This window comes from Pseudoduganella sp. GCM10020061 (assembly GCF_042683405.1).
Lineage (GTDB): Bacteria > Pseudomonadota > Gammaproteobacteria > Burkholderiales > Burkholderiaceae_D > Telluria.
Map to the genome: position 1 here is coordinate 495,848 of NZ_JBHUJS010000002.1, position 13,118 is coordinate 508,965.

The following is a 13,118-nucleotide window of genomic DNA, read 5'->3' on the forward strand; positions in this document are numbered from 1 at the left end:
TTTATTTTCCTGTGGAGTGCAGTGCGTAAGCGGTGTCGCTGCGCCGGCTGCGGCGCCGGTCGCGCGCGTTGATCCATTCGTCCGACAGGCATTCGGACGCGTGTTTCATTTCGCCGTGGCGGTCGACACTATATTCTTTAAAGACAATCATTTCATTCAATGCAACATCTTGCAACACTCTCGTGTATTCGAACAAGACGCTGCGCACAATTTCGGCGCCGGCGCAGATATGGCTGCCATGCCCGATCCAGGTAGGACCGACGATCTTCACGCCCGCTTCGATCTTGCAGCCGGAGCCGATGTAGACCGGTCCTTCGATGGTGGTGCCTTCCCAGTCGATATTGGTGTTCAGCCCGACCCACAGGCCCTGCTCGATCTGGGTGCCCGGCACCTTCATGTGCGCGACCTCGCCGGTCAGCACGTTCTGCAGCACTTCCCAGTAGTCGGTGACGCTGCCGATGTCGAGCCAGTTGAACGGGCGGCGCTGCGCGTAGAACGGCAGCCCGCGCTCGGCCAGCAGCGGGAACAGCTGCGAGCCGATATCGAATTCCACGCCCGGCGGGATCAGGTCGATCACCTCCGGCTCGAACAGGTAGATGCCGGTCGAGATGAAGTTGGACTTGGCCACTTCGCGCGACGGCTTTTCCTGGAACTGCGTGATGCGGCCCGTTTCGTCGGCCACCACCACGCCGTACGATGACACCTTGTCCCACGGGACCTCGCGCGTGATCACGCTGGCCAGCGCACCCTTGCGGCGGTGTTCGGCCAGCGCCGCGCCCAGGTCCAGGTCGATCAGCGCATCGCCGCACAGCACGATGGTGGTCTCGTCGAAGAAGCCGCCAAAGTCCTGGATCTTCTTGATGCCGCCGGCCGAGCCGATCGGCTGGGGGATCACCTCCCCGGTGTCGAGCGTATAGCCCTCGAAGGAATAGCCGATCTGGACCCCGAACTGGGAGCCCTCGCCGAAATACTCCTCGATCTTGTCGTGCAGGTAGCTCACGTTGACCATGATCTGCGTGACGCCGTGGTGGGCGAGATGTTCGATCAGGTACGCCATTACCGGTTTGCCGAGGATCGGAATCATCGGTTTCGGTACATCATACGTCAGGGGACGCACACGGGTGCCCTTGCCTGCCGCCAGAATCATCGCTTTCATGTATCGAACGCCTCCTGAAATGGGTTTGCCTACTTGGGGCTTGACTGCCAGCGCCACGCGTCGGCACACATCTGCTCGACGTTGCGGGTCGCGGACCAGCCCAGTTCTTCCTTCGCCAGCTGCGGATCGGCATAGCAGGTTGCGATGTCGCCGGGACGGCGCGCCACGATCTGGTACGGGATCTTCTTGCCGGATGCTTTTTCAAATGCGCGGACCATCTCCAGCACGCTGTTGGCGCGGCCCGTGCCCAGGTTGTAGGTGAAAATCCCTGCGCCCTTGGCCAGCTTCTCGATGGCGGCCACGTGGGCCAGCGCCAGGTCCACGACGTGGATGTAGTCGCGCATGCCGGTGCCGTCCGGGGTCGGGTAGTCGCCGCCGTACACGGACAGCTTCTCGCGCCGGCCTTCCGCCACCTGCGCGATGTAGGGCAGCAGGTTGTTCGGGATGCCGTTCGGGTCCTCGCCGATCAGGCCGCTCTCGTGCGCCCCCACCGGGTTGAAGTAACGCAGCAGCGCGGTGCGCCAGCTGGCGTCGGACACGAACACGTCGCGCAGGATCTCTTCGATCATCAGCTTGCTGCGGCCGTAGGGATTGGTCGCGTGCAGCGGGAAGTCCTCCTTGATCGGCACCGTGTGCGGGTCGCCGTACACGGTGGCGGACGAAGAGAACACCATCGACTTCACGCCGAACTTCTGCATGGTCTCGAACAGCACCACGCTGCCCGTCACGTTGTTGTCGTAGTAGCGCAGCGGCTGCTCGACCGACTCGCCGACCGCCTTCAGGCCAGCGAAATGGATCACGGCATCGGCCTTGTGCGCGGCGAACGCGCCTTCCATGGCCGCGCGGTCGCGGATGTCGGCGTGGACGAACTTGAAATCCTTGCCAGTGATCTTGCGGATGCGGTCGCCGACCTCGGGCTTGGCATTGGACAGGTTATCGACGACAACGACATCGTAGCCCGCACCGAGCAGTTCTACGCATGTGTGGGAGCCGATATAGCCAAGGCCGCCCGTCACCAGGATGTTCATGTGTACTCGCTTTCAGTTGTTTGCATGGGAGCCGGGCGAGCTGCGTTGGGTACGCCGAACAGGCGGTCGTAGGCGGCCAGCAGCTTCGGCTCCTCGTACACCCATTCCAGTTCGTTGATCACGCGGTTGCGGCCGTACTCGCCCATGCGCGCGCGTTGATCGGGATCGTCCAGCAATTCAGCGATTTTACGCGCCATGTCGACCGGGTCGTTCTTGTTTGCGTACAGCGAGGCCGCCTGCGCCGAATATTTACCCTCGACCAGGTCGAACTGGACGATCGGCTTGCCAAGCGCCATGTATTCCATGATCTTGTTCATGGTGGACTTGTCGTTCATGTCGTTGGCCACGTCCGGGTTCACGCACACGTCCGCGGTATTGAGCATCTCCAGCAAATCCTGGTCCGGCACGCGGCCGGTAAAGGTGACGTAGTCGGCGATGCCCAGGTCCTGCGCCATCTGCTTCATCTGGTCGAGCGAGGTGCCGCCGCCGACCAGGCCGAAATGCACGTCGGTGCGGCCCATGTCCACGATCAGGTGGCGCGCCGACTGCAACAGCAGGTCGATGCCTTCTTGCGCGCCCATCACGCCGACGTAGCCGACCAGGTACTTGCGGCCCTTCTTCAGTTCCGGCACCGGCGGCAGGATGCGCAGGCGGTCCAGCTTTGGCCCGCTGCGCACCACGTACACCTTGTCCGGGTCCATGCCGCCGCGCTGGATCGCGATGCGCTTGTACGACTCATTAGTGGCGATCGACACGTCGGCGGTCTTGAACGACCAGCGCTCGAACAGCACCATCAGCTTGTAGAAGAAGTCCCGGCGGCCGAACTTGGCCTCGTACAGCTCGGGGTTGATGTCGTGGTGGTCGAACAGGAAGCGCTTGCCGAACAGCTTGAAGAAACCACCGATCAGGAACAGCAGGTCGGGCGGGTTGCAGGCGTGGATGGCGTCGAAGCCGCGCTCGCGCAGCACCTTCAGCGCCAGGCGGAAGGTGTGGAACAGGGCCGCCGAATATTCGATCAGGTAGCCCTTGGCGCCTTCGGCCTCGAGCGGCAGGTCGTAACGGTAGATATGGATGCCGTCGATGACCTCGTACTTCTTCTCGTAGCCTTTCCCGGTCGGACAGATGATCGAGACTTCGTAGCCGTGCGCGTGCAGCGTGGTGGACTCCTGCCACACGCGGCGGTCGAACGGCGACGGCAGGTTCTCGACCAGGACCAGGACGCGCTTCTTACCAGCAGATGCCATCGTATTGCTCTCCGCTCTGTTTCGGGGAAATGCGGACCAGGTCGACGATCGACTGGCCGGCCTTCAGGCGGTCAGGCACGGCCTTGAATTCCTCGGCGCCGTTGCCGATCACGATGGTTTCGGCGAACTCGAGCACTTCGTTCATGTCCTGCACCATCAGCTTGGAGATGTGCGGGATGCGGTTCAGGATGTAGTCCTGGTTGGCGCCGGTCAGCGCGGCCAGGTTGACGTTCTTGTCGTACAGCTTGAGCTCGTAGCCCTTGCCGATCAGGTGTTCGATCACGTCCACCAGCGGCGATTCGCGCAGGTCGTCGGTGCCGGCCTTGAACGAGAAGCCCAGCACGCCGACCTTCTTCTTGCCCTTGTCCATGATCATGGCCAGGCCCTTGTTGACCTGGTGCTGGTTGGACGGCAGCACGGAGTTCAGCAGCGGCATCTCCAGGTCCAGGCTGCGCGCCTTGTAGGTCAGCGCGCGCACGTCCTTGGGCAGGCAGGAGCCGCCGAACGCGAAGCCCGGCTTCATGTAGTAAGGCGACAGATTGAGCTTGGTGTCCTGGCAGAAGATTTCCATCACTTTGTGGCCGTCGATGCCGACCGCCTTGCACAGGTTGCCGATCTCGTTGGCGAAGGCGACCTTCACCGCGTGCCAGGCGTTGTCGGTGTACTTGACCATCTCGGCCGTCTCCACGCCGGTTCGGATCATTGGCGCTTCCATCTTCTTGTACAGTTCCACCAGCATCTCGCCGGCCTTGGTGTCGGTCTCGCCGATCACGGTCTTGGGCGGGTGGTAGTAGTCATAGACGGCGGTGCCTTCGCGCAGGAACTCGGGGTTGTTGCAGACGCCGAAATCGACGCCCGCCTTCTTGCCCGATGCTTCTTCCAGGGTCGGGATGACCACGCTGCGCATGGAACCCGGCAGCATGGTGCTGCGCGCGACCACGACATGGAAGCCTTCCTTGTCGCGCAGCGCCGCGCCGATCTGCTGGCACACCTTGCGCACGTGCGACAGGTCCAGGTTGCCGTTCAATTGGGACGGCGTACCGACGCAAATGAGCGACAGCTCGGTGTTGTCGACCGCTTCGCGCACGCTGGTGGTGGCGCGCAGCAAGCCGTCGCGCACGGTCTGCGCGATCATCTCGCCGATATCCTTTTCAATGATGGGGGTCTTGCCCTCGTTGATCAGGTCCACTTTGGTCTGGTTCGGGTCCACGCCGATCACGGTGTGGCCGTCGGTAGCCAGGCAGCCGGCGGACACTGCGCCCACATAGCCCAAGCCGAAAATACTGATTTTCACTATTGTTCTCCCTTTTTCAGTTGAGGGGTTCGGCGCCGTCTGCGCGAACCGATATGGTGGTAACGATCTGCGTGCTGCCGTTGATCCGGCCGCGCATGCGCGCGGTCGTGATGGGACTCTTGGAGTCGAACGAGCGCGAGATCCAGCCGCAGGGCGGCGTTTCGCTCGCGCTAACGAGATCGAATGCGAAGCCGTCCGCGCGGCTCCTGAAGGTGGTGGTCACGCCCGGGCCGCTGACCGAGAAGCCGCCATCCGTCAGGGAGGCGGTGCAATCTTCACCGATGTGCCAATGTAGCAAAACGTCGTGCGCTGCGATGCACGATAGAAAGTCGGTGACGGTGATGGTCAGCGCGACCTGGTCGAATTCGATGCGGCGGCGGTGCATGACCGGATCGGCCAGGCGGCGGTAGCCGTCATGCTCGCCGTCGAAGACCTGGATCGCGGCGCCGGGGCGGTGCTCCAGCAGGTGCGCGTTGGCCTTGCGCATCCACATGAAGGGGCCGGCCATTTCCGACTGGTCGCAGCCGTCCACCGCCACGGTGTTGTGGGCGGAGGTGCTGCGGAAATAGTCGCGCCACTTCTTTTGCGTATGGTAGGCGTAGGTGCCCGGGTCGACCAGCACCTCGGTGCCGCCGACCGCCAGCGTGAACGCCAGCGCGTCGGCGTGGCCATGGGCGGCGATCGAGAGGTAGCCGAGCGGCGCGCAGTCGACCACCATGCGGATCTCCTGCGGCGTGCCGAAGCGGTGGCCCAGCAGGTAGTAGCCGCCCTGCGGGAAGGCCATTTCGGTACGCTCCGGTTCGGGCCGCAGCTCGTCCCAGGCGCGCGCGCCGGCCTCGCCGAACAGCCACCGGGTCTTGTCGTCCAGCTCCCCGGCCTTGCGGCGGAAGTCTCCGCGGCCGAACAGCAGCGCGCAGCTGGCCAGCAGCGAACGGTAGGGGCACCAGCCGGGCGCGTACGCCAGGCGCACCATCTGCGCGTCGTCGGCGTCGCCGGTCATCGGCACCCTGCCCCCGAACGCCATCATGGCCTGCACGAACCCGGCCATCTGCTCCAGGCGCTCCAGGAACGCGGGCGGGAACGTGGCGCCGTTGGCGCGCGCGACCAGCTGGCACAGCAGCATCATGTCCATCACCTCGTGGTGGTAATAGATGGCCTGTTCCTTGTTGACGCCATCGGCGTGGTTCTGCCGCAACGCTTCCTCCTCCAGGCCGCGGCGCGACAGTTCCAGCCAGCGCGCGCTGGCGCGCCAGCACGGCCAGGTGTGGCTGGCGGCAAACAATCCCATGTATTCGCCGAACAGGTGGTTGTTGGCGGACGAGTGGCGCGAAAAATAGCCTTCGATGAAATGACAGTGGCGGTACACGCTGTCGAGCCAGCGGCGCAGGAAGCGCTGGCCGTCCTCCCCTTCGAACAGGACGCTGTTGCGCCCGCCCAGCAAGTCCCACGCGAACGACCAGTTCAGCAGGCGCACCGCCAGCTCCAGCGAGCTGGACCAGTGGACGCCAAGCGGATACGGGCACTGGTCCAGCCACGATTCGAGCAGGGTGCGCGCGCCGCGCGCATAACGCGGCTCGCCGGTGGCGCGGTAGGCCAGCGCCAGCGTCACCAGTTCCAGGTGGCGGCTCGGCTCCCACAGGTACTTGATGTCGCCGACCACCTGTTCGCTGCGGTACTGGATGCCCTTGCCCGGCGTCATCGGCGCCAGCGTCCCGGTCTTCGGGTCCCGGTTCCATTGCGGCGGGAAACCCAGTTCGATGTCGCGCAGCGCGAAGACCGACCAGCGGCCAGCCAGCAACGACTCGGCCGCCTGGACCAGGCTGGCACGATCGATGTCCGGCACGCCTGGCGGGATCACGGCCGCGCCGAAGCGTGACAGGTCCGGCGCCGGCACCTGCGCCGCCACGCCGATGCCGAAGCGGCTGGCCTGCTTGCGCAGCACCTGGCTGGCGCGCCAGATAATTTCACCCGCCCCCATCAGGCGGATACGGTTGACCTTCCAAGCCAATGTCGTCATACAGGTTGTATTCCCAAATCCTGGTAAATCTTTTCCACGCGCGGCAGCACCGCGCCGGCAGAGAACGTCGTTTCAATCTTGCGCCGGCCGGCAGCGCCCATGCGCTGCGCCAGGGCCTGGTCGTCCAGCAGGCTTTGCATGCAGCGCACCAGTCCCTCGACGTCGCCCGGCTGCACCATGTAACCTTCCACCCCGTCGGTGAGCAGTTCGGGGATGCCGCCGACCGGCGTGGCCAGCACCGGCAACCCGGCCGCCATCGCTTCCAGGATGCTCATCGGCAGTCCCTCGTGGTACGAGGGCAGCACGAATACCGAGGCCGACGCCAGCAGCGCATTGCGCTGCTCCGGTCCTACCCAGCCCAGCACTTTCACGTGCTCGCCAATCCCCAGCTCGGACACTCGGGCGCGCGTTTGCTGCACCTCGCCGTCGCCGCCCAGCATCAGGTCGAGCTGCTGGCGCCGCGCCAGCAGCATGGAAGCCGCTTCCAGCAGGTCGTAGCTGCCCTTGTTCGGTCCCAGCTTGCCCAGGAAAACAACCTGGCCGGGACGTCGCTGCTCCCATGCCGGCTGGCCCGGCACGATGACCGGGTTGTGGATCGCTTCGACATTGGGATTGCGGGTGATGGTGGCCAGGAAATCCTTCCATGCCGCCGACAGCACCACGATGCGGGTGGCGCGGTCGAACACGGCGCGCACCAGCGCGCGCCGCACCGGGCCGCACTCCTTGTGATAGAACACCGAGAATTCGCCACCGTGCAGGTGCAGGATGGTGCGCACCCGGAACGGGCGCGCCAGCCAGAAGAACAGGGACTTGCGCCAGAAGCTTGCGCGCGAGGCGACATGGATGTGGACCAGGGCCACCTGGCCGCTGAGCAGCAATGCGCCGAACTTCGCCAGCGCCAGCAGCAGCGCTCCCAGCTTGGCGAGCCGCCCGCCGCCGCGGTGCGTGGCGAGGTAAACAATCGGGAAGCGCTGGAACAAGCCGGCGGCGCGGTACACATCCACCACCGATGCAATACCCCCTTGCGAGGTCGTGCCGAGCATGACGATCTTGTTGTGCATCATGCCTCGACCCGGTCCGGTGGATGGGTTGCCGGCTGACCCGCCTGCGCCAGCGGGATCACCGGCACGAACTTGCCGGCGCTGGTGCGCGGGATCGCCGCCAGCTTCTCGATCCGGTACTCCATGGCGGGCGAGATCCGCTCGCGCGCGCGCTGGATCAGCATGCCGGCGTCGGCGTCGCTGAAGCGCTCCTCGCACACGATCCGGATGCACAGGCCGTTGGCCGATTCCTGCACGAATTGCGCTTCCACGAGGTGCGGCACGCCGCGCGGGATATGGTTGACCAGGCTGACCTTGCGCCCGTCCGGGGTCTCGATGTAGCAACTGGTGCGCCCTCCGATCGAGGCCACCACCCGCCCCGGCGAGCCGCACGCGCACGCGTGGTCCGACAGGGTGATGCGGTCGCCCGTACGGTAGCGGATCAGCGGGAACAGGTGATTGAAGAAGGAAGTGCCGATCAGCTCGTATTCGCCGTTGCCGACCGGTTCCAGCTCGACGTAGGAATAGTCTTCCTGGATGTGGTAATTGCCGTGAGCGCAGTGGGCAATGGCGCCGACGCGCTCGGCCTGGCCGTACCAGTCATGCACGCGGGTGTGGAACTGCTGCTCGATGAGCTCCTTCTGGTGCGGGAACAGCTGCTCCGACGAGGTGAACACCGCGCCGAATCCGAGCTCCTTGCCGCTGCGCCGCACGTAGTCGGCCAGCACGAACGCGGTCGATGGATAGGCGTACAGGTCGAAGGCGCCGAAGTCGCGCAGCCGGTCCACGATCTGTCCCATGGACTGGTCGTTCAGGTGGAATGCGGATGCCAGCAGCTCTTGGTTGAAGCGGTTATACACCCACAGCTTGTCGCCCGACACATCGGTGATCAGGTCGGCGCGCACGGTAGCGCGGCGCGAGCCCGGCTGCTTGCCGTGCGCGCGCCAGAAGCGCCAAAGGAAGGCGTTTTCGGCATTGATGGAATCGAGGTCGCGGCTCAGTTGCAAAGGCGTGCCGGTGCTGCCGCTGGTCTGGGCGGAAAATTTCAGCCCGCGGTGGCGCGTGCTCAGGAACTCGGGGCCGCAGGTGCGCACCGCCGATTTTTCGGTGACCGGGATGCGCGCGACGTCGTCCAGGCTGCGCAGCGAGGACGGATGGAACCCGGCCGCATCGAAGGCGCGGCGGTAGTAGGCCGTGCCTTCGTAGGCGCGGGTCACGGTTTCCTTCAGGTGCCGGAACTGCCACTCGCGCAGCGCTTCGCCACGCAGGTCGGCCGAGGCCGTGAATTCCGCCAGCCTGCGCCGGAATGCCGGGCCGTTGCGCAACCGCGATTTGATCAGGTTGCGCGCTTCAAACATCAGGTTCATGCATTTCTCCTTGCAGCGCAGCTTGCCTACACCAACAGGAAAGGACCGGTCTCCCGGCCGCTGCGGCAAAAGCCGGCAACAGACAGGCTGCGGGGAGGATGTGCGGCGCGCGCGGCGCGCCCGGACGGGTAGCGGTCAGGGCCGGTAAGGCCTGGTTCGTTCTCGAACGACATCGCGGCACGGAGGGAGCGCTTGCCCCGCAGGCGCCGGCGCGCCAGCTCGCTGGAACCGGGAACGCGGATATGAACGATGTCCCGATATCCGGCTGCGTTCGATTGCAGTAGTTGGATCATCGAAGTCTTTCAAAATAGTCAATTAATTATGACAGTTTCTTTTGAAAAGAAGAGTTCGATTGGGCAATCGTGCGGGGTTAAATCAACTGCTTGTACCTTGAGGCAAGTGTCTCGGCCAGCACGCGGTAGCTGCGATGGCGCTCGATGAAGCCGGGACCGGATGCGGCGCGCGCGCGCGCCTGCGCGCGGTCGGCGAAAATGGCTGACAGCGCCGCCGCCATGGCGCCCGCATCGCTGGCAGTCAGCCAGCCGGCCTGGCTGCCGTCCAGCACCTGCGCCTGGTCAGGGTTGTCGTTGCCCACGCTGGGCATGGCCATAGCCAGGTATTCCAGCAGCTTGGTCGGGGAGCTGACATCGAACAGGATTCCGCGCGGAATGTAGGAGATGGCGGCATCGGCCCCGGCCAGCAATTCCCAGGCCTGGGCCGGCGCCATCCAGCCGGTCACGCGCACCGCCTCCCCTACCCCGCGGCGGCGCGCGTGGTCGAGCAGGTCCTGCACGTCGGCCGGCGCGCTGGCGTCGCCGATCAACAACAGCTTGGCCTCGGGAAAGTCGTGCCGCACCAGCGCCAGCGCATCGATGGCGACGTGCAGTTCGCGCAGCCGGTCCAGGGTGCCGAGGTACGCCACCAGCGGCGCCGCTTCCCAGCCCTCGGGCCGGCGCGGCACCACGTCCTGCGGGCGCAGCACTTCGGTGTCCACGCCCATCGGCACACTGCTCAGCTTGGCCGGATCGATGCCGCGCGCAGCCACCGCAGCCCCCATCGCATCGCTCTGCACGAAGACATGGCGGGCGGCGGGCAACAGGATCTTGTAGAGCAAAAACGATTCGAACTTGCCTTTCGCCAGCACCAGCAACTGCTTCAGGCTGGGCCGGGCGCGCAACTGCGCACGCGCGCGCGCAATGCGCGACTCGCACATCGGAAACGACATCCAGTAAGCAAAAGGAATTCCCTTGAGGCGGGCGAACAGCAACACCAGCACGCCAATGGTCACCATGTCGCGCACCTGCACCAGGTCGTAACGCTGGCGGCTGGCGCGCGCCATGATCCGTACCACCATTGCGCAATAGGCCAGTTCGCGCCCCCATTGCGAGCGGGCCGGAGCCGGCATATCGACCGCACTATATTGCTGGGCTGAGGGACCGCCGGTGCCGCGCCGGCCCGCCAGGTGGCAATGGATCCGGTGGCGTGGCAGGTACTTGCCGAACATCACGGCCACGTCCGCCCGGAAGGTCGGCAAGGGTTCCGGCACGAACTGCAGAAGGTGAAAATCAAGCTTGCCGGTCAAAGAATGCCTCCACGCGCTACGCAAATGAAAAATGGGCGGCATCCCGAAGGATGCCGCCCATTGTTCCGTTGCCGGGAACCTGGCGGCCCCGGGGGGCCGCTCAAATTCTACCCCAGGCGTTTCAGCTTACCCGTTTCAATTGGGCACGAAGATGCTCTGGCCACCGATCGACACGGTGCGGCCGTTGCTGGTGTTGGTCACGGTCACGGCCGGCTTCTTGCAGCCCACGTCGACCAGCACCAGGAACTCGGCCGAGGTGAGCGCACTGTTGGCTACGAATGCGCCGTGCGATTCAACCACGCCAGCTTTCGGCGCCGGACCGGTGCGGGTCTGGTAGCTTGCCGCATTCTTGCCGATCGAACGCAGGCAGACCGAGGCGTCCACGTTGGTGATCGACACGCTGCCATCCGCCTGTTTCATGATCGGCGCGGCGCCGTGCATGTTCCATTCGAAGGTGCGGGCCACTGGCGACACCAGCTTGTCCTGCACCAGCAGGGCATCCTGGTTGCGCAGGTACCACATCTTGCGCACCGCGCTGTTCAGGCGGGTGGTGTAGGCCGCCGAGGCATCGCCTTCCGCATAGTCCAGCGACGGGGTGGTCGAGAACGCCGTGATCTTGCCGTTATAGCCCAGGTTCTGCGTGTTGCCATACGTGTACTGGCCAACGCCACCGTCAAACGTGATGCCGTTGTGCGCCTTGGTCTGGCGGTACCAGTTGATCACGTTCGGCGACATGTAATAGTCCTGGTAGCCGGTTTCGATCAGCAGGCGGCGGCCCTTACTGTTCAGCACAAAAGTGTTCTGGTCGCTGTGGCTGTGGTTGTACGAACCATACGGGCTGGACTTGAAGAAGATCGAGGTGCGCTTCACGTCCGCCAGGTTGCTGTGCATTGCCACCCAGCCGATGCTCGGGAACAGTGCGGCATTGGCCGGCACGGCAGGCGCCACGGTCGCGCTCTTCAGCGGGTATTTCGCCTGCAGCAGGGTCAGGCCATACTCGGCAGCCTTGACGTTGGAGGTGTACCACGCAGCGGCCGGGGTATCCAGGCGCGAGGTGAACGCCTTCAACAGCGCGGTGTCCGGCGTGGTTTCGCGCTCGTCGCCAAACACGTGGCCGACCGTACCAGGAGGCATGAAGTACATGAAGAACTTGGCGAAGCCTTCCGCCCACGGCTTGCTGTACATATTGACACCGGTCGCCTCGGACATCGGCTGCCACAAGTGCATCGCGATGTCGGCTGTGTACTGGCCATACGCGGTACCTTGCGAGAAGCCGCCCTCGGCGCCACTCCAGGCATACACCTGGTGCACGTAAGCACGGTACGAGAAGTCAAACCAGGTGGTCGCTTCCGGGATATCGCCCAGCAGGAGCATCGAGGTCAGTGCCAGGTAGCCCAGGTTGTTGCCGCCGTGCGAGTCGTACGGATACTGGTCCATGCGGCCGGCATTGGCCGACAGGTTGTTATACATGTCGGTGGCGCGGATCTTCACGCTGGTGAACCAGCGGGTGCGCTGGGCCGCGCCGATATAGTTGTACAGGTAGTCGACTGTCTTCACCAGCGCCAGCGCCAGCTGGCGGGTCGCCTGGTCCTGGTTGACGAAGCTGGTCGCGCCTTTCGGGTCCAGGGCCGCGAGCTGGTCGCCACGCCTGGACGCTTCTTGCAGGAAGCGCGGGTCGAGCGTGATGCGGTACAGCAGCGCTGCCGATTCCATCTGGCGCGTCACCGCGCCGATCTTGCGGTAGATGTCCAGCGAAATGGCCGCCTTGCGGGCCGGATCGGTGGTCGTGAAGAATTCGGCGAACATCGCATCGTTGACGTTCGGGGTCGTGACGAACTTGGCGATCACGTCATTGGACAGGGTCGTCAGGACGGTGCCGCGGGCCGCTTTCATTTCAGGGGTCCACTCGGCGTAGGTCTTGAAGTCCTTGGGCAGCTGGCTGGAGCGGCGGTGTTGCGAAACCGCCAGGCGGATTGCCGCATTCTCCGGCACTTCGAAGACCTTGGAGGTGGAATTAATGACAAAGCCGCGCGAGGTCGACCAGTCGGTCGAATTGGACGGGCGAACGCGCCAGCTGTAAGTACCTACAGGAAATGCCTTGGACGGCAGGTAGAAATTACGGGTCGTGGTAAAACGCGCGACCACGGTCGAACCATTCGATACTTCGAGTTCGTACGACGGTGGATTCAGCGGGTGGCGCGACCAGGTAAAGCCCGGCGGGTTTTGCGGCTGCACCTGCAGATTGTTCGGCATTGGCTTGACCACAGCAGGATCGACATTCTGGGCCCAGTCAGCGTGACTAGGAGCGCTGAATCCGGCCAGGGCAGCGGCGAGCGACAGCACCAATGTTGATTTACGTACAGCCATTTCATAACCTCCAGTATATTAAT

10 protein-coding genes are annotated in these 13,118 nt (G+C 64.4%); all 10 read right to left on the reverse strand.

Annotation, left to right across the window (positions count from 1 at the left end; all coding sequences use genetic code 11):
- Position 1: 1 nt before the first annotated feature.
- The 10 genes from ACFSQR_RS06050 to ACFSQR_RS06095 all read right to left on the reverse strand — a co-directional run bounded on the left by ACFSQR_RS06050 (position 2) and on the right by ACFSQR_RS06095 (position 13,095).
- Positions 2–1,156, reverse strand: coding sequence for a sugar phosphate nucleotidyltransferase (locus tag ACFSQR_RS06050; RefSeq protein WP_377728732.1), 1,155 nt, complete (start codon positions 1,154–1,156; stop codon positions 2–4).
- 29 nt (positions 1,157–1,185) lie between these two features.
- Complete coding sequence (gene galE / locus ACFSQR_RS06055; protein ID WP_377728733.1) at positions 1,186–2,184, reverse strand: UDP-glucose 4-epimerase GalE; 999 nt, start codon at positions 2,182–2,184, stop codon at positions 1,186–1,188.
- On the reverse strand, positions 2,181–3,428 hold the full coding sequence (locus tag ACFSQR_RS06060) for a glycosyltransferase family 4 protein (RefSeq protein WP_377728737.1): 1,248 nt from the start codon (positions 3,426–3,428) through the stop codon (positions 2,181–2,183). Before ACFSQR_RS06060 ends, galE begins: the two co-directional genes overlap by 4 nt.
- On the reverse strand, positions 3,412–4,722 hold the full coding sequence (locus ACFSQR_RS06065; RefSeq protein ID WP_377728738.1) for a nucleotide sugar dehydrogenase: 1,311 nt from the start codon (positions 4,720–4,722) through the stop codon (positions 3,412–3,414). Before ACFSQR_RS06065 ends, ACFSQR_RS06060 begins: the two co-directional genes overlap by 17 nt.
- 16 nt (positions 4,723–4,738) lie before the next feature.
- Positions 4,739–6,739: a heparinase II/III family protein gene (locus tag ACFSQR_RS06070; protein WP_377728740.1), complete on the reverse strand. Its 2,001-nt coding sequence runs from the start codon at positions 6,737–6,739 to the stop codon at positions 4,739–4,741.
- Positions 6,736–7,803, reverse strand: a complete 1,068-nt coding sequence (locus ACFSQR_RS06075) for a glycosyltransferase family 4 protein (protein WP_377728741.1) — start codon at positions 7,801–7,803, stop codon at positions 6,736–6,738. Before ACFSQR_RS06075 ends, ACFSQR_RS06070 begins: the two co-directional genes overlap by 4 nt.
- Positions 7,800–9,146, reverse strand: a complete 1,347-nt coding sequence (locus ACFSQR_RS06080; protein ID WP_377728743.1) for a phenylacetate--CoA ligase family protein — start codon at positions 9,144–9,146, stop codon at positions 7,800–7,802. The genes ACFSQR_RS06075 and ACFSQR_RS06080 overlap by 4 nt, the downstream gene beginning before the upstream one ends.
- A gap of 26 nt (positions 9,147–9,172) precedes the next feature.
- Positions 9,173–9,439 (reverse strand): hypothetical protein, encoded by a 267-nt coding sequence (locus tag ACFSQR_RS06085; protein ID WP_377728744.1) that lies wholly within the window; start codon positions 9,437–9,439, stop codon positions 9,173–9,175.
- Between the two features lie 77 nt (positions 9,440–9,516).
- Positions 9,517–10,728 carry a glycosyltransferase gene (locus tag ACFSQR_RS06090; RefSeq protein ID WP_377728745.1) on the reverse strand — a complete coding sequence of 404 codons (1,212 nt, stop codon included), beginning with the start codon at positions 10,726–10,728 and terminating at the stop codon, positions 9,517–9,519.
- Positions 10,729–10,863: 135 nt separating this feature from the next.
- Positions 10,864–13,095 (reverse strand): DUF4962 domain-containing protein, encoded by a 2,232-nt coding sequence (locus tag ACFSQR_RS06095; protein WP_377728746.1) that lies wholly within the window; start codon positions 13,093–13,095, stop codon positions 10,864–10,866.
- Positions 13,096–13,118: the final 23 nt, after the last annotated feature.